Origin of the sequence: Microbacterium invictum (assembly GCF_014197265.1) — a bacterium.
GTDB classification, from domain to species: domain Bacteria; phylum Actinomycetota; class Actinomycetes; order Actinomycetales; family Microbacteriaceae; genus Microbacterium; species Microbacterium invictum.
In genome coordinates this window covers 894,730-920,506 of the sequence record NZ_JACIFH010000001.1, presented here as the reverse complement: position 1 = coordinate 920,506, position 25,777 = coordinate 894,730, and the positions used below count along the sequence as shown (strand labels likewise).

Annotated in this window: 26 protein-coding genes and 1 tRNA gene; 7 read left to right on the top strand and 20 right to left on the bottom strand. The window is 70.0% G+C overall.

From position 1 onward, the window contains the following. The first annotated feature begins 2 nt into the window (after positions 1-2). Genes BKA10_RS04480 through BKA10_RS04470 form a run of 3 tightly spaced genes read left to right on the top strand, consistent with a single transcriptional unit; the run spans position 3 to position 2,823 of the window. Positions 3-974 (top strand): AAA family ATPase, encoded by a 972-nt coding sequence (locus BKA10_RS04480; protein WP_183498787.1) that lies wholly within the window; start codon positions 3-5, stop codon positions 972-974. Then, on the top strand, positions 974-2,272 hold the full coding sequence (locus tag BKA10_RS04475) for a DUF58 domain-containing protein (protein WP_183498786.1): 1,299 nt from the start codon (positions 974-976) through the stop codon (positions 2,270-2,272). The genes BKA10_RS04480 and BKA10_RS04475 overlap by 1 nt, the downstream gene beginning before the upstream one ends. Then, positions 2,269-2,823: a hypothetical protein gene (locus BKA10_RS04470; RefSeq protein ID WP_183498785.1), complete on the top strand. Its 555-nt coding sequence runs from the start codon at positions 2,269-2,271 to the stop codon at positions 2,821-2,823. Before BKA10_RS04475 ends, BKA10_RS04470 begins: the two co-directional genes overlap by 4 nt. A 34-nt stretch (positions 2,824-2,857) precedes the next feature. On the opposite strand, the gene BKA10_RS04465 is transcribed toward BKA10_RS04470, so the two are convergent. The 5 genes from BKA10_RS04465 to dusB form a co-directional block, all read right to left on the bottom strand. Further along, positions 2,858-2,930 (bottom strand) — tRNA-Asn (locus BKA10_RS04465). A gap of 61 nt (positions 2,931-2,991) precedes the next feature. After that, positions 2,992-3,753, bottom strand: coding sequence for an ATP-binding cassette domain-containing protein (locus BKA10_RS04460; RefSeq protein WP_183498784.1), 762 nt, complete (start codon positions 3,751-3,753; stop codon positions 2,992-2,994). A gap of 64 nt (positions 3,754-3,817) precedes the next feature. Continuing rightward, positions 3,818-5,659 carry a DNA primase gene (gene dnaG, locus BKA10_RS04455; RefSeq protein WP_183498783.1) on the bottom strand — a complete coding sequence of 614 codons (1,842 nt, stop codon included), beginning with the start codon at positions 5,657-5,659 and terminating at the stop codon, positions 3,818-3,820. A gap of 19 nt (positions 5,660-5,678) precedes the next feature. Then, the gene (locus BKA10_RS04450) at positions 5,679-7,052 is read right to left on the bottom strand and encodes a deoxyguanosinetriphosphate triphosphohydrolase (RefSeq protein ID WP_183498782.1); all 1,374 of its coding nucleotides are present in this window, start codon (positions 7,050-7,052) and stop codon (positions 5,679-5,681) included. Beyond that, positions 7,042-8,199, bottom strand: coding sequence for a tRNA dihydrouridine synthase DusB (gene dusB / locus BKA10_RS04445; protein WP_183498781.1), 1,158 nt, complete (start codon positions 8,197-8,199; stop codon positions 7,042-7,044). Before dusB ends, BKA10_RS04450 begins: the two co-directional genes overlap by 11 nt. Before the next feature lie 64 nt (positions 8,200-8,263). Between dusB and BKA10_RS04440 the strand changes: the two genes are divergently transcribed. Continuing rightward, positions 8,264-8,767 carry a glutathione peroxidase gene (locus BKA10_RS04440; RefSeq protein ID WP_183498780.1) on the top strand — a complete coding sequence of 168 codons (504 nt, stop codon included), beginning with the start codon at positions 8,264-8,266 and terminating at the stop codon, positions 8,765-8,767. On the opposite strand, the gene BKA10_RS04435 is transcribed toward BKA10_RS04440, so the two are convergent. The 3 genes from BKA10_RS04435 to recO are packed head-to-tail and all read right to left on the bottom strand — an operon-like array spanning position 8,751 to position 11,012. Further along, positions 8,751-9,443 carry a DsbA family protein gene (locus tag BKA10_RS04435; protein ID WP_183498779.1) on the bottom strand — a complete coding sequence of 231 codons (693 nt, stop codon included), beginning with the start codon at positions 9,441-9,443 and terminating at the stop codon, positions 8,751-8,753. The genes BKA10_RS04440 and BKA10_RS04435 overlap by 17 nt on opposite strands. A gap of 40 nt (positions 9,444-9,483) precedes the next feature. After that, positions 9,484-10,287 carry an isoprenyl transferase gene (locus tag BKA10_RS04430; RefSeq protein ID WP_183498778.1) on the bottom strand — a complete coding sequence of 268 codons (804 nt, stop codon included), beginning with the start codon at positions 10,285-10,287 and terminating at the stop codon, positions 9,484-9,486. Next, positions 10,284-11,012 (bottom strand): DNA repair protein RecO, encoded by a 729-nt coding sequence (gene recO, locus BKA10_RS04425; protein WP_183498777.1) that lies wholly within the window; start codon positions 11,010-11,012, stop codon positions 10,284-10,286. The genes BKA10_RS04430 and recO overlap by 4 nt, the downstream gene beginning before the upstream one ends. 36 nt (positions 11,013-11,048) lie before the next feature. Here recO and BKA10_RS04420 point away from each other — a divergent pair, with 36 nt between their 5' ends. Beyond that, positions 11,049-11,735 carry a trimeric intracellular cation channel family protein gene (locus tag BKA10_RS04420; protein WP_183498776.1) on the top strand — a complete coding sequence of 229 codons (687 nt, stop codon included), beginning with the start codon at positions 11,049-11,051 and terminating at the stop codon, positions 11,733-11,735. Between the two features lie 138 nt (positions 11,736-11,873). Here BKA10_RS04420 and leuA read toward each other — a convergent pair whose 3' ends face one another. Further along, positions 11,874-13,640 (bottom strand): 2-isopropylmalate synthase, encoded by a 1,767-nt coding sequence (gene leuA / locus BKA10_RS04415; RefSeq protein ID WP_183498775.1) that lies wholly within the window; start codon positions 13,638-13,640, stop codon positions 11,874-11,876. 185 nt (positions 13,641-13,825) lie between these two features. Here leuA and BKA10_RS04410 point away from each other — a divergent pair, with 185 nt between their 5' ends. Then, positions 13,826-14,470, top strand: coding sequence for a hypothetical protein (locus BKA10_RS04410; protein ID WP_183498774.1), 645 nt, complete (start codon positions 13,826-13,828; stop codon positions 14,468-14,470). Positions 14,471-14,578: 108 nt separating this feature from the next. Beyond that, positions 14,579-15,730, top strand: a complete 1,152-nt coding sequence (locus tag BKA10_RS04405) for a carbohydrate-binding domain-containing protein (RefSeq protein WP_183498773.1) — start codon at positions 14,579-14,581, stop codon at positions 15,728-15,730. A 78-nt stretch (positions 15,731-15,808) separates the two neighbouring features. Here the strand turns inward: BKA10_RS04405 and BKA10_RS04400 are convergent, their stop codons facing one another. The 11 genes from BKA10_RS04400 to BKA10_RS04350 form a co-directional block, all read right to left on the bottom strand. After that, positions 15,809-16,744, bottom strand: coding sequence for a quinone oxidoreductase family protein (locus tag BKA10_RS04400; protein ID WP_183498772.1), 936 nt, complete (start codon positions 16,742-16,744; stop codon positions 15,809-15,811). Further along, entirely contained in the window at positions 16,744-17,637 is an 894-nt protein-coding gene (gene era, locus BKA10_RS04395; RefSeq protein WP_183498771.1) for a GTPase Era, read from the bottom strand. Before era ends, BKA10_RS04400 begins: the two co-directional genes overlap by 1 nt. Next, positions 17,634-18,989, bottom strand: coding sequence for a hemolysin family protein (locus BKA10_RS04390; protein WP_183498770.1), 1,356 nt, complete (start codon positions 18,987-18,989; stop codon positions 17,634-17,636). Before BKA10_RS04390 ends, era begins: the two co-directional genes overlap by 4 nt. Then, positions 18,986-19,453 (bottom strand): rRNA maturation RNase YbeY, encoded by a 468-nt coding sequence (ybeY, locus tag BKA10_RS04385; protein WP_183498769.1) that lies wholly within the window; start codon positions 19,451-19,453, stop codon positions 18,986-18,988. The genes BKA10_RS04390 and ybeY overlap by 4 nt, the downstream gene beginning before the upstream one ends. Continuing rightward, entirely contained in the window at positions 19,450-20,472 is a 1,023-nt protein-coding gene (locus tag BKA10_RS04380) for a PhoH family protein (RefSeq protein ID WP_183501056.1), read from the bottom strand. The genes ybeY and BKA10_RS04380 overlap by 4 nt, the downstream gene beginning before the upstream one ends. Positions 20,473-20,518: 46 nt before the next feature. Beyond that, positions 20,519-20,866: an HIT domain-containing protein gene (locus BKA10_RS04375; RefSeq protein ID WP_183498768.1), complete on the bottom strand. Its 348-nt coding sequence runs from the start codon at positions 20,864-20,866 to the stop codon at positions 20,519-20,521. A 31-nt stretch (positions 20,867-20,897) separates the two neighbouring features. Next, positions 20,898-21,626 (bottom strand): 16S rRNA (uracil(1498)-N(3))-methyltransferase, encoded by a 729-nt coding sequence (locus tag BKA10_RS04370; RefSeq protein WP_183498767.1) that lies wholly within the window; start codon positions 21,624-21,626, stop codon positions 20,898-20,900. Positions 21,627-21,629: 3 nt separating this feature from the next. Further along, a complete protein-coding gene (dnaJ, locus tag BKA10_RS04365; protein WP_183498766.1) occupies positions 21,630-22,739 on the bottom strand; it encodes a molecular chaperone DnaJ in 1,110 nt (369 codons plus the stop codon). A 40-nt stretch (positions 22,740-22,779) separates the two neighbouring features. Then, positions 22,780-23,817, bottom strand: coding sequence for a heat-inducible transcriptional repressor HrcA (gene hrcA, locus BKA10_RS04360; protein ID WP_183498765.1), 1,038 nt, complete (start codon positions 23,815-23,817; stop codon positions 22,780-22,782). A gap of 91 nt (positions 23,818-23,908) precedes the next feature. Then, positions 23,909-25,126, bottom strand: a complete 1,218-nt coding sequence (hemW, locus tag BKA10_RS04355) for a radical SAM family heme chaperone HemW (RefSeq protein WP_183498764.1) — start codon at positions 25,124-25,126, stop codon at positions 23,909-23,911. After that, a complete protein-coding gene (locus tag BKA10_RS04350) occupies positions 25,126-25,776 on the bottom strand; it encodes a DUF1990 domain-containing protein (protein WP_183498763.1) in 651 nt (216 codons plus the stop codon). Before BKA10_RS04350 ends, hemW begins: the two co-directional genes overlap by 1 nt. Position 25,777: the final 1 nt, after the last annotated feature.

Here is a 25,777-nt window from a genome sequence, read left to right as displayed (position 1 = left end):
CCATGTCCATCGCCGAGGCGGGCGCCGCCTGCCGATCCGTGCTCGACGAGGTCGAACGCGCCGTCATCGGCAAACGCCAGCAGCTCAGCCTGATCCTCGCCGCGATCGTCGCCGGCGGTCATGTGCTGATCGAGGACTTCCCCGGACTGGGCAAGACGCTGGCCGCACGCAGCTTCGCGCAGGCGCTCGGACTCGAGTTCCGCCGTGCCCAGTTCACGCCCGACCAGCTGCCGGCCGACCTCACCGGCAGCTACGTCTACGACCAGTCGCGGGGCGAGTTCGCCTTCCGGCCCGGCCCCCTGTTCGCCGGATTCCTGCTCGCGGACGAAATCAACCGCACCCCGCCGAAGACCCAGGCGGCCCTGCTCGAGGCGATGCAGGAGCATCAGGTCACCGTCGAGGGGCGCACCCACCCGCTGCCGCAGCCGTTTCACGTCGTCGCCACCGCGAACCCGATCGAGACGGAAGGCACCTACCCCCTGCCCGAGGCGCAGCTGGACCGCTTCCTGCTGCGGCTCGCGTTCGGCTACCCCGATCAGAAGCAGGAATGGGAGGTGCTCGCCCGGCGCATCGAGCGGCGCTCGGACGACATCGCGGTGGCGGCCGTGCTCGACGCCGAGGGCGTGCGCGCGGTGCAGCAGGCGGCCGAGTCGGTCTACGTCCATCCGGCTGTGGGGCGCTATGCGGTCGCGATCACCGCAGCGACGCGCGACGAGACGTCGCTGCTGGTCGGCGCCTCGCCGCGCGGCTCGCTCGCGCTTCTCACGTGTGCCCGGGCGATGGCGCTGATCGACGGGCGTGCCTTCGTCACCCCCGACGATGTCAAGTCGCTCGCCGTCCCTGCGCTGGCCCATCGCATCACGGTGAAGCCCGAGCTGTGGCTGAGCAACATCTCCGGCGATCAGGTGATCGCGGGTGTCGTCAGCCGTATTCCGGTGCCCGTCGAGTACCTTCCGGATGCCGCGGGAGTGTGATGCGGTACCGTCCCACCACCGCGCTGGCGCGCACCTCGGTGCTCGCCGCCGGCACGCTCGTGCTCGCGCTGCTGGCCCGCCAGCCTGCGCTGGTGATCATCGCCGCGCCGTTCGTGTGCTGGACGGTGTACGGAGTGCTGCGCCGCCCGATGCGGGGCGAGCCCGGCCCCGAAGTGGGGCTCACTGCACGGCGGGTGCGTACCGGCGAGGCGGTGGAGCTGCGCGTGACGGCAGGACCCGATCGCATCGTCGACGTGTCACTCGCGCCGGGTCAGCGCTTCGATCTCGACCCGCAATGGGGTGCCGCGTGCGACCGCGATGGGGCCGCCGTCCGGATCCGTCCGCAACGGTGGGGCAGGCTCGAGCTGCCGCCCGCTCACGTCGTCGTCACCGACGATGCGGGCTTGTGGCAGGCGCGCACCACGCAGGAGCTGCCGCCGGTCACCGTCTCGCCCGTGGCCGCCGTCCCAGGGCGGGGCGACGTCGTCCCGCACCCGACGGGACTGGCCGGCCTGCACGCGAGCCGCCGTCCGGGCGACGGCAGCTCGCTGGCCGACATCCGGCGCTTCCAGCCCGGTGACCGCCTCAGCCGCGTGAACTGGCGCGTGACCTCGCGCACCGGCATCCTGCACACGAATGCGACCACCGCCGATCGTGACACCGACGTCCTGGTGGTCATGGACACGCTCGCCGACGTCACGGTCGCACCCGACCGCGGCCCGGCCGAATCCAGCCTCGATGCCACCGTGGTCGCCGCGGCGTCGCTCGTGGAGCACTACCTCCGGCTCGGTGACCGCGTGGGAGTGCACGATCTGGGCAGCATGATCGGCGACATCCCGCCGCGCGCCGGCATCCGCCAGTTCGCCGTGTTCGACACCCAGCTCGCGCACGCGCGAGCCGACCGTCCGCGCGGCCTGTACCTCCGCCGCGTGGGGCGACTGCGCCCCGGGACGTTCGCGGTCGTGTGCTCGCCGCTGCTGGCCGACGATGTGTTCGACGAGATCGGGCGACTGCACCACCGCGGCGCGAGCGTGATCGTCATCGATACGCTCCCTGCGAGCCTCGGCATGCTGCCTCCCCGCCGTCGTCGCTCGCTCCGCACCGACCACATCTCGTTCTGGGACGAGGCATGGGCGCTGCGCCGACTCGAACGCGAAGAGCCCATCCAGAAGCTGCGTGAGCGTGGTGTGCCCGTCACCCCGTGGCGCGGAGTGGAGGGCATCGGGATGCTGGCCGCCGAGCTCGCGGCGAACCACGCGCGTCCGCGCGTGTCCGGCCGCGCCGAGACCGTGCGATGAACGCGCTCGAGGACTTCCTCACCCGTGCTGTCGCACGCGCGCTCCGCCGCCCGCTGCAGCGATGGCTCGTGCGCGGGGCGATGCTGGTGCTCGGCGCCGCCGTGCAGCTGTGGCTCACGTGGCTCGGCGCCGGGCCGCTGATGCAGGTGCTCGCCTGGACCGCGCTGGCGTTCGGTGTGCTCCTCCCGCGGACATCGGCTCCGCTGATCGCCGGCCTCACCGTCGTGATGGAGGCCGCGGTGGTCACGCCGCAGCCGGTCGAGGCGGTGCCGGTGGCCCTGGGCCTCGCCGGGTGGCACCTGTGCGCCGTGATGCTCACGACCGGGAGGCCCTGGGCACGACTGGGCGCGGGCGCACGGCGCGCGATGGGCATGCCCGCGCTCATCGGACTCGCCGGCGTCATCGTCGCCATGCCGCCGGCGCTGCTCGCCGGAGGCCTCGTGCTGCCCGAAGTCGCCGCCATCTCGATGCTGCTCGTGCTGGGAGTCGTGCTCGGCGCGGCAGTGGCGCTGTGGCCCGCGCCCGGCGAGGGACAGTCCGCCCGGAGATGAAGAATGGCCTCGGGGTGGAGCCCGAGGCCATTCGCTCCCCGGCTTGGACTCGAACCAAGAACCTGCCGGTTAACAGCCGGCTGCTCTGCCAATTGAGCTACCGAGGATCAGTCACCTGCGAGCAGGCAACCACACTATGTTAGCAAAGCCTGGAGGGTGCTCGTGACATCAGGGGGCCGTCTTCTCACGGCCGTCCGGCGTCCACAGCAGGTCGTTCATCCCGTGCCCGTACGCCACCGTGTGACCGTCGCGCATCACGAGCACATCGGCATCGAAACCGCCTACCGCGTCTTCGTCGTTGGTCGCCATCAGCAGGGCCAGGCCCTGATCGCGCCGTCGCCTCTGGATGGCGTCGTGCACGGTCGTGCGCACCTCGGGATCGAGGTTCGCATAGACGTCGTCGGCGACGAGCAGGCGTGGCTGCAGCACGAGCGCCCGGGCCAGGGCGACGCGCTGTCGCATGCCGGCGCTCAGCTCGTACGGATACTTGTGGGCCGCCCCGAGCGGCAGCTGGAGCTCGTCGAGCAGGCCGGCCACCCGCACTGCGAGAGCGCGCTGGTTGACGCGGCGGTCGCGACTGGAGATCGGATCGCCGATGACGTCGGAAACCGTCATCCGCGCCGGAAGATCGGCGCCCGCGCGCTGCGCGAGGTATCCGGTGACGTAGCGGCGCGCACGGCCGACGCGTCCGCGCCCCTGCACGGGGATCCCCGCGACCTCGGCGGTGCCGCCCGCGACGCGCACGTCCTGATCGGCGCCTGCCAGCAGTGCGATGAGGCTGGACTTGCCGGCCCCCGTCGGACCCATCAGCGCGAGCGCTCCGCCACGGTACAGCGTGAAGGTGACGCCGTCCACGACGCGGGGCGTGCGGCCGCCATGGGAGATGGACAGATCCACGCAGCGGACGACGACGTCGGGAGCGTCAGGCATGGGGTCCATCCTGCCTCGTCCGCCCCGAACGCGCCATTCGGCGACCCGCTGGCTGCGGGCGTCGTCAGTCCTCGGTCAGGATGCGACGCCGGGCGTCGAGCTCGCGCAGCGCGACGCGCACGGTGCGCCCCTCTTCGGAGTCGGCGGGCACGCGCTGGATCGCGCCCAGCAGCTCGTTCTTCTCGCGGTCCACGGCACGCACGCGCAGGCGCCGGCACAGCGACCGCGTCGAGGCGAGAGCTTCGGCCTCGGTCAGCGCGGGAAAGTCCGCCGTGAGCAGTTCGACGCCCAGCGAACGGTACGGCTCGCGGATAGCTTCGACGGCGGCCGATGCCCATCCGACGCGGGTGCGGTCGGCCTGCGCGGCGATCGCCCCGCGCACCGCATCGAGGCCGGGGTGGCTCATGGGCAGGGCCATCGCAGCGTCGATGTCGTCGCCGTCGACCTGGTGGCCGTACTGCAGCACCCCCATCAGCGCGTCCCGTTCGATCGCCACCCCTGCCGTGCGCGGCAGCGAGGCGATCGTCACGCGTGTGGTCTCGCCGGGGGCGGTGGATGCCGCCGCCTCGGCGTCGCGCGCGCCTGAACGCGACGCGCGTGCGGCGTGGGTCACCGCAGGCGTGACCTCGCCGAGGTCCATGCCCAGCTTGCGCGCGAGCACGCGGGTGTAGCCGGGCCGTAATGCGGGGTCGCGGATGTCGGCGACGATGGGCGCCGCGGCCCGGAGGGCGCCCACGCGCCCCTCGACGGTTGCCAGGTCGAAGCCGGTCAGACGCTGGTCGATGACGAACTCGAACATCGGTGCCTTGGTCTGGATGAGCGACCGCACCGCGGCATCCCCCCGGTTCAGGCGCAGATCGCAGGGGTCGAGGCCGTCCGGGGCCACCGCGACGTAGGTCTGTGCGGCGAAGCGCTTCTCATCGCCGAACGCCCGCAGTGCGGCCTTCTGCCCCGCGGCATCCGGATCGAACGTGAAGATCACCTCGCCGGCGGCCGAGTCATCGCCCATGACACGCCGGAGGACGGTGATGTGGTCGGCGCCGAACGCGGTGCCGCAGGTGGCGATCGCGGTGGTCACACCGGCGAGATGGCACGCCATGACGTCGGTGTAGCCCTCGACGACGACCACCTGATGACCGCGCGAGATGGCCTTCTTCGCGAGGTCGAGCCCGTAGAGCACCTGCGACTTCTTGTAGATCGGCGTCTCGGGGGTGTTGAGGTACTTCGGCCCCTGATCGTCCTCGAACAGGCGGCGCGCACCGAAGCCGATGGTCTGCCCCGTGATATCGCGGATGGGCCAGACGACGCGCCCGCGGAACCGGTCGTATCCGCCGCGCTGACCCTGCGAGAGGAGGCCCGCAGTGAGCAGCTCCTCGTCGGTGAAGCCCTGAGCCCGCATCGCGTCGCGCAGTCCGTTCCAGCCCTTGGGCGCGTAGCCGATGCCGAAGTGCGCGGCCGCCCCCGCGTCGAAGCCGCGTTCGCCCAGGAACCGGCGCCCCGCGTCGGCTTCGGGGGTGGCCAGCTGCGAGCGGAACCACTCGGCCGCGGCGGTGTTGGCCTGATAGAGCCGGGTGCGGCCACCGGTCTCGGGGGCTGCCGCCCCGTCTTCGTAGTGGAGCTGGAAGCCGATGCGCCCTGCAAGCCGTTCGACGGCCTCAGTGAAGGACAGGTGGTCCATGGCGCGGAGGAACGAGTAGACGTCGCCGGACTCGCCGCAGCCGAAGCAGTGGTAGAAGCCGACCTGGGGCCGGACGTGGAAGCTGGGGCTGCGCTCGTCGTGGAAGGGGCACAGCCCCTTGAACGAGCCCACGCCGGCCGTTTTGAGGGCGACGCGCTCACCGATGATGTCGGCGAGGTTGGTGCGCGCCTTGACCTCTTCGACGTCCGCCTGCCGGATGCGCGCCATCAGTGCTCCCCCGCCGGCATCACAGGCCCTCGATCGGCTCGGGCAGCGCGAAGTCGTTCGAGGCGGTCACGCGGGCGTGCGTCGACCATAGACCGAGCTCGCGCAGGTCGACATGTCCGACCAGCCGCGTGTGCCACTCGATCGCGAAGCGGTCGGTGAGGGTCGACACCTGATCGACGACGGCGCGCTTGCGCGCGGCATCGGTCTCGGCGCGGGCGAAGTCCTCGGCGTGCAGGGAGTCGAGGTTCTGGGGCCGCTCGGCGAGAGCGGATGCCAGGCGCTTCAGCACTCGCCGCTGCTCCTTGTACAGACCGCGGCGCCCGTCGATCGAGACGACGAACGCGCCGATCGTGCCTTTGAGCACCGCCATCTCGGCCTCGATGCTGCGCGGGATGATGACCCGGCCGTGGAAGCGGGTGAGCACCGGCACATCGTAGTGCTCGCGCGTGGCTGCCGTCGCCGCGCGGGCGAAGCGGCCGATCAGGTCGGAGGTGAGGTTCTTGAGTCGACCGACGGCGGCGCGCGACCCGTCGAACTCGGTCAGCCATTCCGGCAGGCTCACCAGGCGGTACAGGGCGTCTTCGAGCTCGTCGCGCTCGAACCCGTACCCCACCCAGGTCTGGATCGCCGTCAGCAGCGCCTCGCGTTCGCGTGGGTCGGCGAGCCGCCGCGGATCGAGGTAGCCGTTGAGGATCGCGTCCTCGACGTCGTGCACCGAGTAGGCGATGTCGTCGGACAGGTCCATGACCTCGGCCTCGATGCACCGCCGCCGCCCGGGCGCGCCCTCGCGCATCCACCGGAACACCGCTTCGTCTTCGGGATACACCCCGAACTTCTGCCGGCCCCCCGGGTCGGGTATGGCGTGTTCGACGGTCCACGGGTACTTGCACACGGCATCCAGGCTCGCCCGGGTCAGGTTCAGGCCGAAGGCCGTGCCCTCGTCGTCGGTGACCTTCGGCTCGAGGCGTGACAGGATGCGCAGCGACTGCGCATTTCCCTCGAACCCGCCGATGTCCTCGGCCCACTCGTTGAGCGCCCGCTCGCCGTTGTGCCCGAACGGCGGGTGCCCGATGTCATGGCTGAGGCACGCGGTGTCGACGACGTCGGGCGACAGCTCGAGCGCGATCGCGAGCTCGCGGCCCACCTGCGCCACCTCGAGCGAGTGGGTGAGCCGGTTGCGGGCGAAATCGGCGGCGCTGGCGGGGCTGAGCACCTGTGTCTTCGAGGCGAGGCGGCGCAGCGCGGCGGAGTGGAGTACCCGGGCGCGATCGCGTGCGAAGCTGTCCCGCTGCGAGCGGTGCCGCTCGGGGTGGAAGCGCTCGGCGTCGCGGTCGTCGTAGCCGGCGGGCCGCCCGGGCAGGGCGCCGACGCCACTGGCCAGATCAGCCGCCACTGGTGTCGAGCTCCGCTTCGGCAAGTGCGGTGGATGCCGCGGCTCCGAGTTCGCGCGACAGCAGCCAGCCGTCGGGCAGGGCCGGACGCTTGGGCGTGCCCGCCCGGCCGCGCTGCCCCTCGGCGGCGGCACCGGGGTACGCGGCGTCGAGGTCGAGCGTGGCGAGCAGGTCGTCGATCTCGGCCAGCGTCGACACGGTCGCCAGCTGCGCGCGCGTCTCACCGCCGACCGGATACCCCTTGAAGTACCAGGCGACATGCTTGCGGATGTCGCGGCATCCCCGCCCCTCGTCCTCGAAGAACTCGACGAGCAGTTCGGCGTGACGGCGGAACGCCCGGGCCACGAAGCCCAGCGTCGCGTCGACCGGCGCGGACGCGCGACCGCCGAAGGCCCGCGCGAGATCTCCGAACAGCCATGGACGCCCGAGGCACCCGCGACCGACGACGACACCGTCGCAGCCGGTCTCCGCCATCATCCGCACGGCATCGTCGGCCGACCAGATGTCGCCGTTGCCGAGCACCGGGACACCCGTGACAGCCTGTTTGAGAGTGGCGATCGCATCCCAGTCGGCGTTGCCCGAGTAGAACTCGCCGGCTGTGCGCGCGTGCAGGGCGACGGCGGCCACCCCGGCGTCTTCGGCGATGCGCCCGGCGTCGAGGTAGGTCAGGTGGTCGGCGTCGATGCCCTTGCGCATCTTCACCGTGAGAGGGATGTCGCCGGCGGCGCGGGCGGCTCGGGTGACGATCTCGCGGAACAGGCCGAGCTTCCACGGCAGGGCCGCTCCCCCACCCTTGCGGGTGACTTTGGGCACCGGGCAGCCGAAGTTGAGGTCGATGTGGTCGGCGCGGTCCTCTTCGACGAGCAGCCGCACCGCGGCCTCGGTGGTGGCAGGGTCCACGCCGTACAGCTGGATCGACCGGGGCGTCTCGGATTCGTGGTGGGTGATCAGGCGCATCGTCGTGGCGTTGCGCTCGACGAGCGCGCGTGTGGTGATCATCTCGCTGACATAGAGCCCGGCCCCGTACTCGCGGCACAGGCGGCGGAACGCCGTGTTGGTGATGCCGGCCATCGGCGCCAGAACGACCGGCGCATCGAGCGCGATCGGCCCGATGCGCAGTGCCGGCGCGGGAGCGAGGGTGGTGGCCATATCCTTTCCATTCTCCCAGACTCGGCGCGCCTCACGGTGACCGGGCGGGCATATCGTGGACAACATGGACCAGACCCAGACCGCGACACTCCACGACATCACGTTCCAGACCGCCGACGGTGCCCCGGTGAGCCTCGGCGACTACGCCGATCGCGTCGTGCTGGTGGTCAACGTGGCATCCAAATGCGGACTGACGCCGCAGTACGAGCAGCTCGAGCAGCTGCAGAAGACGTACGGCGACCGGGGGCTGCAGGTCATCGGGTTCCCGTGCAACCAGTTCATGGGGCAGGAGCCGGGATCGATGGACGAGATCCTCGAGTTCTGCTCCGTGACCTACGGGGTCAGCTTCCCCATCATGGACAAGGTTCGTGTGAACGGCTCGCACGCGGCACCGCTGTACAAGGCGCTCAAGAAGTCCAAGAACGCCGAGGGCGTCAAGGGGCCGGTCGCGTGGAACTTCGAGAAGTTCCTGGTGACCCCGTCTGGCGAGGTCCACCGCTTCCGGCCGCAGACCAAGCCCGACGCGCCCGAGGTGATCGCGGCGATCGAGGCTACTCTGCCGGCGTGAGCGCCTCGTCTGCGGGGGTGAGCCGCTCGGCCCACAGCTGACGGGTGATCTGCGTGAACGCCTCGGGCGGCTGCGCGCCGGACACGCCGTACTTTCCGTCGATGACGAAGAACGGCACGCCCTGGATGCCGTACTGCGACGCCTGGGCCTGATCGGCCCGCACGTCGTCGAGATGGCGGCTCGACTCGAGCGCCTCGCGCGCGGCACCGGCATCCAGTCCCGCCTCAGCCGCCAGCTCGACGAGGTCGTCGATGCGGCCGACATGGCGGCCCTCGACGAAGTACGCCGACATGAGCCGCTCGGCCATGGCGTGCTGTGCGTCCTGCTCCTTCGCGAAGTGCAGCAGCTCGTGCGCCTTCACCGTGTTGGTGTGCTTGAGCAGGTCAAAGCGGTATTCGAGACCCGCGTCCTTCGCGACGCCGGTGACGCGCTCGAGCATCTGCTCGACGTTCGCCCGCGGCATGCCCTTGTGCCCGGCGAGGAAGTCGACCTCGTCGCCGTCGAAGTCGACGGGTGTGTCGGGTGAGAGCTCGTAGGAGTGGAAGGTCACCTCGACCTGGGGCGCGTCCTCGTCGCCGGCGGCCGCGGCCAGCCCGTTCTCGAGGTTGCGCTTGCCGATGTAGCACCACGGGCAGGCGATGTCGCTCCACACGTCGATTTTGATGGGATCAGTCACACCTGGTGCAACGGCGGGTGCGCGTGCCGGTATTCCCGTGTCACGCCTTCGGGGTGTCGACGGCACCGCCGAATCGGCGGTCGCGGTCGAGGTACAGCTCGATGGCGTGCCACAGCTCGGTGCGCGAGAAGTCGGGCCAGAGCGTGTCGAGGAACACCATCTCGGCGTAGGCGGACTCCCAGAGCAGGAAGTTCGACGTGCGCTGCTCGCCGCTGGAGCGCACGAACAGGTCGACGTCGGGCATGCCGGGAATGTAGAGGTTCCGCCGGATCGTCTTCTCGGTGACGGCGTTCGGCTTCAGCCGGCCCGCGGCGATATCCTCGCCGATGCGCCGCATGGCGTCGACGAGCTCGACCCGGCCGCCGTAGTTGACGCACATCGTGAGGGTGAGCACGTCATTGCCGGCGGTGAGCTGCTCGGCGTGCTGCAGCTCTTTGATGACCGATCCCCACAGCCGCGGCTTGCGTCCCGCCCACCGCACGCGGACGCCCCACTCGTTGAGCTGATCGCGGCGGCGGTGCAGCACGTCGCGGTTGTAGCCCATGAGGAAACGGACCTCCTCAGGTGAGCGGGCCCAGTTCTCGGTCGAGAACGCGTACACGCTCAGGTGCTTCACGCCTGCCTGGATCGCGCCGGCGACGACATCGAGCAGCACCTCTTCTCCCGCGCGGTGCCCCTCGATGCGGGTGAGTCCGCGCCGGTTCGCCCAGCGGCCGTTGCCGTCCATCACGATCGCGATGTGGTTCGGCACGCCGCCGGAGGGGAAGGCCGGTGGATGGATGCCGGTCCAGTCCAGGGGCCGGTAGGGCACGGCGTCACGGTGGGTGTACGGCTTCGGTGTCACCGGGCGCCCTCCAGGTGCGAGAGCGAGCGGATGCCGCGCTCGAGATGCCATTGGGCGTACGCGGCGACGAGTCCCGACGCCGCGCCGGTGGTCTCCGGTGTCGCCGAATCGACGACGTCCCACTCCCCTGCGACCAGCGCGCGCAGCAGTCCGCCGGTGTCGGGGTGCAGTCGCGCCGAGCCGGCGGGCGCGCACTCACCGCAGACGGTGCCGCCCAGCTGCGCCACGAACCACTCGTGCGGGCCGGGTCGCCCGCACCGCGCGCAGTCGTGCAGGCCCGGGGCCCAGCCCGACAGCGACATGGCGCGCAGCAGGTACGAGTCCAGCACGGAACGCGAGGCGTGCTCGCCGCGCGACAGCGACCGCAGACCGCCGATCAGCAGCAGATACTGCTGGGGCGTGGCCTCGGCCTCGTTCAGCCGGTCGGCGGCCTCGACCATGGCGTGGGCGGCGGTGTAGCGGTCGTAGTGCGTGACGATGCCGGCACCGTACGAGCCGAGCGACTCGGCCTGCTGCACGATGTCGAGCGAGCGTCCCGCGTAGAGCTGGACGTCGGCGACCATGAACGGCTCCAGCCTGGCCCCGAAACGCGAGGAGGTCCGCCGCACGCCCTTCGCGACGGCGCGGACCTTGCCGTGACGTCTGCTGAGCAGCGTCAGGATGCGGTCGGCTTCACCCAGCTTGTGGGTGCGCAGGACCACGACCTCGTCGCGGTAGGTGGGCACTACTCGATTATCCCCTCGCGAGGCGACAATGGAGGCGTGACAGAGCCGCTCTTCGTGATCCCCCTGTGGGCAGACCTGGTCGCCGTCGGTCTCGGCGGGGTGCAGGGGGCCCTGTTCGCGTCCGGCTTCCTCGGGCAGCGCCGCCTCGACCTGCTGGGCGTGACGATCATCGGGATCGTGATGGGCATGGGCGGCGGCCTCATCCGCGATCTCATGCTGAACGTCGAACTGGCGACGATGCAGAGCAACTGGTACCTGATCACCGCGGTGGTCGCGGCGCTGGTGGGCATGCTGCTGGCGAACCTCTTCCAGCGGCTGAACGCCGTGATCGTCGCGCTCGACGCACTGGTCATCGGACTGTTCGGCGCGTTCGGCACCGCCAAGGCGCTGGCGCTCGGGCTGCCCGAGGTTCCGGCCGTCTTCGTGGGAGTGTGCGCGGCTGTGGGCGGCGGCATCCTGCGCGACATGATGATGGGACTGCCGGTCGCGATCATGCACGTCGGATCGCTGTACGCGATCGCCGCTGCGGCCGGATGCGCGGTGCTCGCTGCGACGCACGCGATGGGCGCACCGCTTGTGGCGGCAGCCATCGCGTGCGTCGTGGTGACGACGATCATCCGGCTTCTGGCCGTGATCTTCGACATCTCACTGCCCGAGCAGCGAGCTCTTCATCGGCGCAAGGTCGCGGTCGAGACCACCGCGATCCCGATCATCAAACCCTGACCACCCCGACCGCCCCGCCCCCGACCACCCCCGACCACCCCCGACAGCGAGAGAACAACGGGCGGACGAGAGTACGGGTGACACCCATTCTCTCGGCGCCGAAGTGTTCTCTCGCGGAAGGGGCGGGGTCCCGGGGCGTCAGACGGCGGCGAGCTCGGGGGCCGGTGCCGCCTGGCGGGTGCGGATCGCGCGGTTGACGCCCGAGACGATGGCCTTCAGGCTCGCCGTCGAGATGTCGCCGTCGATGCCGACGCCCCACAGCCGCTCGCCGTCGACCTGCAGCTCGACGTAGGCGGCGGCCTGCGCGTCGCCGCCGGCGCTGAGCGCGTGCTCGACGTAGTCGTAGACCGTCACGTCGAAGCCCTGCGCGCGCAGCACCTCGAGGAACGCGGCGACGGGCCCGTTGCCGTGCCCGGTCGCATCGACCGTGGCGTCGCCGTCGCGGAGCGTCACCTCGAGGGCGACATCACCGGTCATGTGGCTCTGCGTCGCGGTCGACAGCAGCTCGAACCGCCCCCACTTGGCATCGTCGATGGATGCCGGGAGGTACTCGTCGGTGAAGATCGACCAGATCTGGTCGCTCGACACCTCACCGCCTTCGGCATCGGTCTTGGCCTGCACGACGCCGGAGAATTCGATCTGCAGCTTGCGCGGCAGGTCGATGGCGTGGTCGGTCTTGAGCAGGTAGGCGACCCCGCCCTTGCCGGACTGCGAGTTGACGCGGATGACCGCCTCGTACGAGCGCCCGAGATCCTTCGGATCGATCGGCAGGTAGGGGACGGCCCATTCCACCTCGTCGACGGTGACGCCGGCGGCCGCGGCCCTGGCATCCAACGCCTCGAATCCCTTCTTGATGGCGTCCTGATGCGAACCGCTGAACGCGGTGAACACGAGGTCGCCGGCCCAGGGGCTGCGCTCGGGAACCGGCAGCTGGTTGCAGTACTCGGCCGTGCGCTTGACGTGGTCGATGTCGCTGAAGTCGATCTGCGGGTCGATGCCCTGCGTCAGCAGGTTGATGCCCAGGGCCACGATGTCGACGTTTCCAGTGCGCTCACCGTTGCCGAACAGACAGCCCTCGATGCGGTCGGCGCCGGCCATGTAGCCGAGCTCCGCCGCCGCGATCGCCGTGCCGCGGTCGTTGTGCGGGTGCAGCGACAGGATCACGTTCTCGCGGTGCGCGAGGCGGCGGCTCATCCACTCGATCGAGTCGGCGTAGACGTTCGGCGTGGCCATCTCTACCGTGGCGGGCAGGTTGATGATGACCTTGCGCTCGGGGGTGGGTTCGAAGATCTCGAGCACCTGGTTGCAGATGTCCACCGCGAACTCGAGCTCGGTCCCGGTGTAGGACTCGGGCGAGTACTCGTAGTAGACCGTCGTCTCGGGGATGCGCTTCTCGTACTCGCGGCACAGCCGGGCGCCCTCGAGCGCGATGTCGATGATGCCCTGCTTGTCGGTGCGGAAGACGACGTCCCGCTGCAGGATGCTGGTCGAGTTGTACAGGTGGACGATGGCCTGCTTGGCACCGGCGATCGACTCGTACGTGCGCTCGATGAGATGCTCGCGCGACTGCGTCAGCACCTGGATGGTGACGTCGTCGGGGATCAGGTCCCCTTCGATGAGCTGCCGGACGAAGTCGAAGTCGGTCTGGCTCGCGGACGGGAAGCCGACCTCGATCTCCTTGTAGCCCATCTTCACCAGCAGCTCGAACATGACGCGCTTGCGCTCGGGGCTCATCGGGTCGATGAGGGCCTGGTTTCCGTCGCGGAGGTCGACCGCGCACCAGCGCGGTGCCTGCGTGATGCGCTTGCCGGGCCAGGTGCGGTCGGGCAGATCCACCTGGAACTGCTCGTGGTAGGGCCGATACTTGTGGATCGGCATGCCGGAGGTCTTCTGAGTGTTGTCCATGATTCGCGTTCTCTCGTCAGATGAGGCGGGCCAACACCAAGCTCCGCGACGAGGAGGGCCCTAGAACGAGGACTCGTCGCGGCAGCTAAGAAGCAGGCCGCTGAAGCGCATGCAGAAAGACTACACCCGCTTTACGAACACGACGACTCATGAGACGGATGCCGGACCAGCGACACTGTGGGGATATGAAGCGTCTGCGACGAAGCTCGTCCCTCCTCGTGCTGTGTCTCGCCGGCGGCCTGCTGGCCGCGTGTGCGACCCCCGCCGGACCGGGATCTGCGGCGGATGCGCCCGGCGGCCAGTCGCTCGGGTCGCTCGATCCGGGACTGCCTGAGAATGACGTCATCGGCCAGGGGACGGTGCTCGAGGACTCTGGTGGCGTGCGGCTGTGCGCGGTGGTGATGGAATCCCATCCCCCGCAGTGCGGCGGTGGTGTGGCGCTGGTCGACTGGACCTGGGAAGGCGTCGAAGGGTCGACGTCATCGAACGACGTCGTCTGGGGTTCCTATGCCGTGCAGGGCACCTACGACGGTGACGCGCTGACCGTCACGCAGCCGCCGATCCTGCTGGCGCTGTACGATCCGATGGCGCCCGAAGACCCCACCGGCGGCGTGCCCGGCGACACGGACGAGGCGACTCTGGTCGAGATCCAGGAGGAGGCCGGCGACCGGCTCGGCGCGGCGCTGGTCAGTTCGTGGCCGCAGGACGGCCGGCTGTGGGTGCAGGTGACGTGGGACGACGGGACGTGGCAGGACGCCGCGGATGCCGACTTCGGCGAGGAGGTCGTCGTCGTCCAGTCCTGGCTGCGCGAAGTGGATGCCTCGTCCTGAAGCGCAGGCCCGCAGACCATCGGTCACGGCAAAGCGGCAGCATAGGAATCTCATAGAGCAAAGGAGTGAACTGAGTCTCATCGAACAGATCTCTGCGGAAGGAAGATCATGAGACACCACACCAAGGTCGCCGGCGGAGTGATGATCGCAGCCCTGCTGCTCGCCGGCTGCACGGCCACGTCGCTGGATGATGCGGCGACCGACTCGACCAGCTCCTCCGGGGACACCGGCGAGGCGACCACGAGCACCAGCACGGTGACGGAGTCGACCGTCTCCGGCGTCGATGTGGACTGGGGCACGCTGCCGAGCACGGACGTGACGCTCACCGACGAAGGGCTCGAGATCACGGAGGCCGGTACCTATGTGCTCACCGGTTCCTCCACCGGCCAGGTGACCGTAGACTCCGACGGGTACGTGCGGATCATCCTCGACGGCGCCACGATCGAAAGCACCGCCGGCGCGGCGATCCAGGTCGACAACGCCGAGCTCACCGTGGTGGAACTGGCAGAGGGCACCGTCAACACCGTCTCGGACGCCGCGACCCGCAGCGACGAGGAGATCGACGGTGCGATCTATTCCTCCGACGACCTCTACCTCGCCGGCACCGGCACGCTGACGGTGACGGCGAACTTCGCCGACGGCATCGTCGGCAAGGATGACGTGTGGATCCTCGACGGCACGATCGATGTGACCAGCGTTGACGACGGCATCCGCGGCACCGATTCGCTGAACATCAGCGACGGCACGATCGCGGTCGACGCGGCCGGCGACGGCGTGAAGTCGACCAACGACACCGACCTCGGCGAGGGGCAGCTCGTCATCTCGGGAGGCGAGCTCACGATCACCACCGGCGACGACGCGATCAAGGCCGAGCAGCAGGTGTCGATCACCGGCGGCACGATCGTGATCACGGATTCCGTCGAGGGCATCGAAGCGCCGGTCATCGTGATCGACGACGGTGACATCACGCTCAGCGCGTCCGATGACGGCATCAACGCCGCTGCGTCGGCCATCGTCACGTCGGGCATGAACATCACGATCAACGGCGGAAGCCTCACGATCGAGATGGGTTCCGGCGACACCGATGCGATCGACAGCAACGGCGACCTCACGATCACCGGCGGGACCATCGACATCACGGCGCAGTCGGCTTTCGACTACGACGGCACCGGCAGCCTCACCGGCGCCACGATCACCGTCAATGGCGAGTCGGTGACCGAGCTGACCGGCCAGATGATGGGCGGCGGACGTCGCCCCTGACGCCACACGAAGCGGCCGGGCGCCCCGCAGGTGATGACCCGGCCGCTTCGCTGTCCGCTGAGGCACGCGGCACCCGACTCAGGGAATCAGCGCGAGCTTGCCGCCGGGATGGCCTGCGGCCAGCAGCCGCAGTGCTTCGGGTGCTTCGGCCAGCGGGTACGTCCCCGCTATCGGCACGACGAGCTTCTGCTCCTGCGCGAGCGCGATCAGGTCGGCGCGGATCCCATCGCGGAATCGCGCACTCTCGGGCAGCGATCCGCGGATCCAACGGATGCCGTCGCTCTCCGCCCGACGGGCGTTCGCGATCGTCACGATGCGAGCGCGATCAGCCACCAGCTCCACCGATACATCGACGGCCTCATCGGTGCCGACGGCGTCCAGTGCGGCCGCGATCATGGCGTCACCGGCCGCTTCGCGCACGCGCTGCGCCAGCCCATCGCCATAGGACACCGGCGTCCCGCCGAAGCGGCGGACCTCATCGAACCGGCCCGGCGACGCCGTTCCGATGACATGGATGCCGCGCAGCGCGGCCTGCTGGAGCACGCTCACCCCGACCGCTCCCGATGCTCCGTGCAGCAGCAGGGTCTCGCCCGGTTGCGCGTTCGTGACCGCCAGCATCTCCGCCGCCGTCGTCGCCGCCAGCAGCAGGTTCGCCGCCTCGGGGTGCGTGAGCGTCGCCGGCTTCGCGAACACCTTCGAGGCCGGAACCGTCAGCTCGGTCGCATACCCGCCCACCACGCGGAAGGCGATCACCTCATCGCCCAAGGCCGCAGAGCCCGAGCCGATCTGGGTGTCGGCGCCGATCGCCGACAGCTCACCGGACACCTCGTATCCGATCGCAACCGGCCAGGTCTGACCGCTGTCCGCGGCGACATGCTTGTGGTCGGCGGGGTTCATGCCGGCCGCGCGCACGCGGATCGTCACCTCACCGGGCCCGGGTTCGGGCACGTCGTGGTCGACGAAGTCCCAGCTCTCTGGAGCGCCGGCCTGTCGCGCGATCCACCGCTTCGCCATCAGAACCCCAGCCGGCCGAGCTGCTTCGGGTCGCGCTGCCATTCCTTCGCCACGCGCACGCGCAGCGACAAGAACACCCTGCTCCCCACGAGCGGTTCGATGCCGGCCCGCGCCCGCGACCCCACGTCCTTGAGCCGCGAACCCTTGTGGCCGATGATGATCGCCTTCTGGCTGTCGCGCTCGACGACGATGTTCGCGTAGATGTCGGTGAGGTCCGAGTCCTCGCGCGGCGCGATGTCCTCGATCGTCACGGCGATCGAGTGCGGCAGCTCGTCGCGCACGCCTTCGAGCGCGGCTTCGCGGATGATCTCGGCGATGCGGTCCTCGAGCGATTCATCGGTGACGACGTCGTCGGGGTACAGCGCGGGCCCGGTCGGCATCAGGCTCAGCAGCTCGTCGGTGAGGACATCCAGCTGCTCGCCGGCGATCGCCGACAGCGGAATGACGGCATCCCAGTCCTCACGCAGGCTGTCGACCTCCATGAGTCGCTCGGTGATCTGCTCGCGCGTGGCGATGTCGGTCTTCGTCACGATCGCGACCTTCTTCGCCCGCCGGTAGCCGTCGAGCGACGCGGCGATCCGGCGATCTCCGGGACCGACCTTCTCGGTCGCCGGCACGAGGAACCCGATCGCATCGACATCGCCCAGCACCTGCTCGACGAGGCTGTTGAGGCGCTCACCGAGGAGGGTGCGGGGCTTGTGGATGCCGGGGGTGTCCACGATGACCAGCTGCCCTGCGGGCCGGTTCAGGATGCCGCGGATCGCGCGCCTGGTCGTCTGCGGCTTGTCGCTGGTGATGGCCACCTTCTCGCCCACGAGGGCGTTGGTCAGCGTGGACTTGCCGACGTTGGGACGCCCCACGAAGGTGACGAACCCGGATCGGTTCTCGGTCATGCGGACTCTCCTCTGCGGCGGACGCGTGTCTCGCCTGTGGTCGGAAGCCGGATCTCTCCGGTGCGCGGCGCGGCGGACGCGCGTCGCCAGGCCTCGAGCTCGGGCTTCTGCTCGACGAACACGGTCGCAAGACCCCGGCCACGGCCGCGCGACGCGCCGCCGGTGAGCACGAGCCCGCCGTACTCGGCCGTCGCGCCCGGAAGCGGGACCCGGCCCAGCAGCTTGCCGAGCAGCCCGCCCACCGAGTCGACCTCGTCGTCTTCGAGTTCGATGCCGTACAGATCGCCGACCTCGTCGAGCCCCAGACGGGCGCTCACGCGGTAGCGTCCCTCGCCGAGCTCGACGACCTCGGTGGAGCGCGGGTCGTATTCGTCGGCGATCTCGCCCACGAGCTCTTCGATGAGGTCCTCGAGGGTCACCAGGCCCGCCACTCCGCCGTACTCGTCGACGACGAGGCAGACATGCACGGCATCCCGCTTCATCTGCTGCAGCAGGGTCTCGGCCTTCATCGATTCGGGCACGAACACCGCCGGCCGGGCGATCTGGATGACCGGTGCCGACCGCCACGCGGTCTCGTCCCGGAACGCGAACTGCACGAGATCCTTGAGGTACACGACACCGGTGATGTCGTCGGACTCGTCGTCGGCGACCGGGACGCGGGAGACGCCCTTGTCCAGGAACAGGCGCATGGCCTGCTGCGTCGTGAAGCTGGCATCCATCGTCACCATGTCGGTGCGCGGCACCATGACCGCGCGGACGATGGTGTCGGTGAAGTCGAACACCGAGTGGATGAGGTCGCGGTCGTCCTCTTCGATCAGATCCTGTGAGGCGGCCTCGTCGACCATGCTCAGCAGCTGCTCCTCGGAGGCGAAGGAGCCTCCGCGCTGGATGCCGGGGGTCAGCCGGCTGCCGAGGAGAACGAGCAGGTGGGCCAGCGGCCCCAGGATGATCCGCGCACCGCGCACGACGGGCGCGCAGACGCGCAGCAGCGTCTTGGCGTGCTGGCGCCCGACGCTGCGCGGGCTTGCGCCCACGAGCACGAACGACACCGCCGTCATGAGGATCGCGGCCGCCAGCATGGCCCACCAGATGCTGTCGAACATGATGGTGAAGGCGACAGTGACCAGCACCGCGGCCGTCGTCTCGGCGAGGATCCTGATGAACACGACGGCATCGGCGTGCGCGTCGGGGTCGGCTGCGATCCTGGCGAGGGATGCCGGGCGCCGGGCGACGACGGCCAGCTCGGCGACATCGCCGCGTGAGGTGACGCTCAGCGCCGCGTCGAGGGCAGCCATGAGGCCGCCGAGTGCGACCAGCAGCACGGCAGCGACGAGCAGGAGGATCTCGGTCATGCGCGTCGTCGACGCTCCGCCGCATGGAATGCGACGATGAGCTCGCGCTGCAGCCCGAACATCTCGCGCTCCTCGGCGGGCTCGGCATGATCGAAGCCGAGCAGGTGCAGCAGACCGTGCGTGGTCAGCAGGATGAGCTCATCCAGCGTCGAGTGCCGGGCGGCCTGTGCCTGGGTCTCGGCGACCTGGGGGCACAGCACGATGTCGCCCAGCAGGCCCGGCGGCGTCGGCGACTCCTCGGTGCCGGGACGCAGTTCGTCCATCGGGAAGCTCAGCACGTCGGTGGGCCCGGGCTCGTCCATCCACTGCACGTGCAGCGACTCCATCGCGCCCTCGTCGACCAGCAGGATCGCGACATCGGCTTCCGGACTCACGTTCAGCTGTCCCAGGTTGTGCTCGGTCAGGCGCAGCAGCACGGTCTCGTCGATCTCGACCCCGGACTCGTTGGTGATCTCGATCGTCATGTGCGTCCTCGCTTGGGCAGGTGGTCACGGGGTCCGCGTGAGCGGTGGTCGGTGCGCCGTTCGGCGCGATTGGCGAACTCGGTCGCTTCATCGCGCTCGCGCCGGGCCGCGAGCCGCTGCTCGTCGTACTCGGTGTAGGCGTCGACGATGCGGCCCACGAGGCTGTGGCGTACAACATCGTCACTGGTGAGCATGGCGAAGTGGATGTCGTCGATGTTCTTGAGCACGCGGGTGACCAGCCGCAGCCCCGACGCGCCCTGCGGCAGGTCGACCTGGGTGATGTCGCCGGTGACCACCATGCGAGTGCCGAAGCCCAGCCGGGTCAGGAACATCTTCATCTGCTCGGGTGTCGTGTTCTGCGCCTCGTCGAGCACGACGAACGAATCGTTCAGAGTGCGACCGCGCATATACGCCAGAGGTGCCACCTCGATCGTGCCCGAAGCCATGAGCCGCGGCACGATCTCGGGGTCCATCATCTCGTTGAGCGCGTCGTACAGCGGGCGCAGGTACGGGTCGATCTTGTCGTTCAGCGTGCCCGGCAGGAAGCCGAGCCGTTCGCCGGCCTCGACGGCGGGACGCGTCAGGATGATGCGATTGACCTCGCGACGCTGCAGCGCCTGCACGGCCTTGGCCATCGCGAGGTAGGTCTTTCCGGTGCCGGCGGGACCGATGCCGAACACGATCGTGTGCTCCTCGATCGCGTCGACATAGGCCTTCTGTCCCAGGGTCTTGGGGCGGATCACCTTGCCGCGGCTGGACAGGATCGCCTCGCCGAGCACCTCGCTGGGCCGCTGGCCTGCATCGAGCACGCGCCGCGACGCGCTGACGTCGGCCGGGTCGAGCCCCTGGCCCGAGCGCGCGAGCGCGATGAGCTCGTCGACGAGGGCGCGCGCCGAGACCACGGCATCCGACTCCCCCGTCAGGGTGATCTCGTTGCCGCGGACATGCACCTCTACGTCGGGGTGCTCACGTTCGACGACGCGCAGCAGACGGTCTTGCGGGCCGAGCAGCTGCACCATGGCCACACCGTCGGCGTAGACGCGCTCCACGGTGCGCTCGGAATCGTCAGGCACCCATGCTCCCCTCCGACAGCCCGCCGCCCAGCACGTGTGCGTGCACGTGGAATACGGTCTGCCCGGCCTCCGGGCCGGTGTTGAAGATCAGACGGAACTGTCCGTTCGTATGCTCGGCGGCGAGCCGGTCGGCCAGCGCCACCACCTCCGCCAGCAGAGCGGGATCGCCGGCGGCGAGTTCGACGACGTTGCGGTACTCGGCGGACTTCGGGATCACCAGCAGGTGCACCGGCGCCTTCGGGCTGATGTCGCGGATCGCGAAGACGTTCTCGGTCTCGGCGATGATCTCGGAGGGGATCTCACCCTCGAGGATGCGCGTGAAGATCGACGGTTCGCTCATGTCCCCAGTGTAGTCAGCGGGGTGGTACGGCTCACCAGCGACCGAGACGCGCATTGAGCACAGCGAGTGCCGCCGGGCCCGCCGTCGAGGTGCGCAGCACCGTCTCACCCAGCCGGACCGGCTGGGCGCCGGCCGCCGCGAGAGACTCGAGCTCTTCCGGCGCGATCCCGCCCTCCGGCCCGACGACCAGGACGATATCGCGCTCGTCGGTGTCGACCTCGGACAGTGCGGTGGATGCCGCCGGCTCCAGCACCAGCACCTGGGACGTCGCCGTGCGTTCGGCGAGGACGCGGGTCGTCACGGGATCGGTGACATCGGGCAGCCAGGCGCGGTGCGCCTGCTTGGCGGCCTCGCGTACGATCGTGGCCCACCGGGCCACGCCCTTCGCCGCCTTCTGCGCGTCCCATCGCGACACGCTGCGCGCGGCCTGCCAGGGCACGATCTCGTCGACGCCGAGCTCGGTGGCCGCCTGGATCGCCAGTTCGTCGCGGTCGCCCTTCGCGAGCGCCTGCACGAGCACGAGCCGGGGGGTGGATGCCGGCACCTCGCGCCGGCTGTCCACACGCACCACCACCTCGCGCGGCGCGGCCGCCTCGACCGTGCCGGTCAGCCAGACCCCGCGACCGTCGCCGACGGTGACCTCTTCGCCGGGGCGCACCCGGCGCACCGACGCCGCATGATGCGCCTCCTGCCCCGACAGCACGACGGTGTCGCCGGGCTGGGAGGCACCGGCATCCGTCACCACGAAGTGCAGTGCCATCGCTCAGCCGGTCCGGAACCGATCGCGCAGCTTCGAGAACAGGCCCTGGTGGAACTCGGCCAGTTGCGGGCCGGGCGCCTTCGTCTTCTTGGCGAAGTCCTCGATGAGCGCGCGCTGCTTGGCATCGAGTCGCGTCGGGGTGACCACGTGCACGCCGACGCGGAGGTCGCCGCGCTGAGTGCCGCGCAGCGGCGTGATGCCGCGCCCCTTGATGGTGAGCACATCGCCGGACTGCACGCCGGCGCGGATCTCGAGCGGCACCGCACCGTCGAGCGACTCGATGGTGACCTCGGTGCCGAGAATCGCATCGGGCATCGACACCTCGAGGGTCGCGAGCAGGTCGTCGCCCTCGCGGCTGAAGACCTGGTGAGCGGCGACGTTGATCTCGAGGTACAGGTCGCCGTTGGGGCCGCCCGCAGGGCCGACCTCGCCGGAGCCGGGCATCTGGAGGCGCAGTCCCGACTCGACGCCGGCGGGGATGTCGACCGAGACGGTGCGGCGTGCGCGTACGCGGCCCTGCCCCTGGCACGTGGTGCAGGGGTACGGGATGGTCGTGCCGTACCCCTGACAGGTGGTGCACGGCTGCGAGGTGACGACGTTGCCCAGCAGGCTCCGCACCGTGCGCTGGACGTTGCCGGCGCCATGACAGATGTCGCAGGTGACCGGCTGCGTGCCGGGCTGACAGCATGATCCGTCGCACGTCTCGCACACCACGGCGGTGTCGACGTCGAGGTCGCGGTGCACGCCGAAGACGACGTCCCCCAGCTCGAGGTTCACGCGTACGAGGGCATCCTGGCCGCGTTCGCGTCGTGAGCGGGGCCTGCCCGCACGGCCTCCACCGCCCCCGCCGAAGAACGTCTCGAAGATGTCGCCGAAGCCACCGAATCCGGCACCGCCGAACGCGCTGCCGTCACCACCCATGTCGTAGCGCTGACGCTGCTCGGGGTCGCTGAGCACGTCGTACGCATGCGTGACGAGCTTGAACCGCTCGGACGCGTCCTCCCCCGGGTTCACATCGGGGTGGAGTTCGCGCGCAAGCCGCCGGTACGCCTTCTTGATCTCATCGGGCGTCGCCTCCCGCGACACGCCGAGTACTTCGTAGTGGTCTGCCACTTTCGCCTTTCATCTGCACCGTCGGGTGCGTCGGTAGAGGTCAGCGCGCCTGTTCGTCTTCGTCGAGCAGACGGCTGAGATAGTGCGCGACGGCGCGGACCGCCGCGAGGTTGGTGGGATAGTCCATGCGGGTCGGACCCAGGATCCCGACGCGGGCACGCGAGCCGGTCACGTCGTAGTCGCTGGCCAGCACGGAGGCCTCGGACAGCCCGAACGGCTCGTTCTCGCGCCCGATGCTGCTGGCCAGCCCCTGATCGTCGGCGACCATCTCGCCCATGAGGCGAAGGAGCGTGACCTGCTCCTCGATCGCCGCCAGCAGCGGATAGATGCTCCCGCGGAAGTCGTCTTCGCGGCGCGCGAGCGTGGCGCTGCCGGCCATGACCATGCGGTCCTGCCGGAACTCGTCCAGCTCTTCGCCCACGATGCGTGCGATCACGCGCAGACCGTCGTCGTGACGGTCTGCGGCTGTCGCAGTGGCGAGCAGCTCGGCGATCGCCTGCGCGCTTTCGCGCACGCTGCGGCCGGTGACGAGCGTGTTGATGGCGGTCTTCAGCCGCGCCGACTCGATCTCGTCGGGCTCGAACGGCAGGAAGACCACCCGCTGCGACACACGGCCGGTGTCGGTGACCACGATGATGACGACCCGGGTCGCCCCGAGGTGGACGACCTCGACATGCGAGACGTTCGCCTGCGCGAACGAGGGGTACTGGACGATCGCGACCTGCCCGGTGAGGCGCGTCAGCGAGCGGACGGTGCGCACCAGCAGATCGTCGAGGTCCACCGGGCCCTCGAGGAACGACGAGATCGCCGAGCGCTGGGCCGAGGTCAGCGGCCGGAGCTCGGCGAGGTGGTCGACGAACACGCGGTAGCCCTTGTCGGTGGGAACGCGCCCCGATGAGGTGTGCGGGGCCGCGATGAGCTCTTCGTCTTCGAGCAGCGCCATGTCGTTGCGGATGGTCGCCGCCGACACGCCGAAGCGGTGGCGGTCGACGATCGCCTTGCTGCCGACCGGCTCCTTCGTGTCGACGTAGTCCTGCACGATGGCGCGGAGGACCTGGAGTCCGCGTTCCGAGACCATGGGCCCTCCTTCGCTGGCACTCGATATGTCTGAGTGCCAATTCTAGCGCGAGGGCCGGACCCGGCGCGTGTGACGGCGGTGGGTGTGCCTGTCACACGGTCAGGGCGCGTACCACGGCATCGGCCAGCAGCCGGCCGCGCCGCGTCAGCACGATGCGGCCTCGGACCGCGGCGGTGCCGTCGATGAGGCCGTCGGCGATGAGCGAGGCCACGGCGTGGCGCCCCTCGCCGGAGACCTCGGCCACGGGCAGTCCCTCGGCGATACGCGAGCCCAGCAGTACTCGCTCGAGCCGCCGGGCGGCCTCGTCGGGACGTTCGCGCGCGGCGGCGGGAGACGACCCGTCGGCCAGCCGCTGGGCGTAGGCCGCCGGGTGCTTCACGTTCCACCAGCGCAGCCCCGCGACGTGGCTGTGCGCGCCCGGGCCGTACCCCCACCAGTCCGTCCCGCGCCAGTACGCGAGGTTGTGGCGCGAGCGGTGTGCCTCGGCGGTCGCCCAGTTCGACACCTCGTACCAGTCGTACCCCGCTGCGGCGAGCCGCTCGTCCACCAGCTCGTACATGTCGGCCTGGAGGTCGTCGTCGGGCGCAGGCACCTCACCCCGGCGGATCTGCCGTTCGAGTTTGGTGCCCTGCTCGACGATCAGCGCGTAGGCCGAGATGTGGTCGGGTGCCAGTGTCACGGCGGTCTCGACCGAGCGGCGCCAGTCCTCGAGCGACTCCCCCGGCGCTCCGTAGATGAGGTCGACGCTCACATCGAGCCCGGCGCGTCGGGCTGCGGTCACCGCGGTCGCGACCCCCGCGGGGTCGTGCGTGCGATCGAGGGCGGCCAGCACATGCGGCACCGCGGACTGCATGCCGATCGACAGCCGCGTGACGCCGGCGTCGGCGAGGGTGGCGGCCACCGTATCCGTCACCGTGTCGGGGTTCGCCTCGACGGTCACCTCCGCATCGGGCGCAAGACCGAATGCGTCGCGGATGCCGGTGAGCATGCGTGCGAGGTCGCCCGGCGGCAGCAGTGTCGGGGTGCCCCCGCCGAAGAACACGGTCTGCGCCCGGCGCAGCGGTCCGTGTGCGGACAGCACGCCACGCGAGAGGTCGATCTCGCGCAGCACCTCGTCGGCGTACGCGTCCTGCCGGGCGCCGCGCAGCTCGGTGGCCGTGTAGGTGTTGAAGTCGCAGTAGCCGCATCGCACCCGGCAGAACGGGACGTGCAGGTAGGCGCCGAAGTCGGTGTCCTGCGCGACCGTGAGATCGGCGGGCAGTTCGCCGCTGCGGGGTGCCGGGTCGCCGTCGGGGAGAGCGGAGCCCATCAGGACGGGGTGGTGTACAGCGGCGAGATCGCCCGCAGGTACCCCTGGAACAGCTCGCGGCGACGGCGGCGCACCATCGGAGGCAGCAGCCGGTAGACCAACGAGGTGGGGCGGTCGAAGGCGCGGACGGTGAACCACACCTCGTCGTTGTCCCGCCAGTCGATGACGAAGGACTCCTCACCGCTGACGACCGACCCGCGGATCGTGCCGAGCGCGAACGCGACGCGACGCGGCTCTTCGGCGACGTAGATCACGCGCAGCTCGGCGTCGGCGCGATGGCCCTTCACACGGCCGTGCAGGTGGACGGTGGTGCCGGCGGCGGCATACGGCGTGCCGTCGGCGTCGAATCGCTGATCGGCCTCGAGCCGGCTGGGCTCGATCGGGTTTCCCTCGGCGTCGAAGCTGACGCCGGCGTACATCGGTCCGGATGCCGGCCGGACATCGGTGACGGTCAGTCCCGCGCCGCGCAGCGCGGCCCACGACAGCAGCGCATCGGACGACCCGGCGAACCGCTCCTCGCCGCTGCCGATGCGCCAGGACGCCTCGGCAGGCAACGACTTCTCGGGCGGATAGCCCATGAGGTCTGCCGCCTGGGTGGCCCCGACGGCGGCGTAGTCGACAGTGCCGTCCTGGAAGGTTCCGCGACGCATG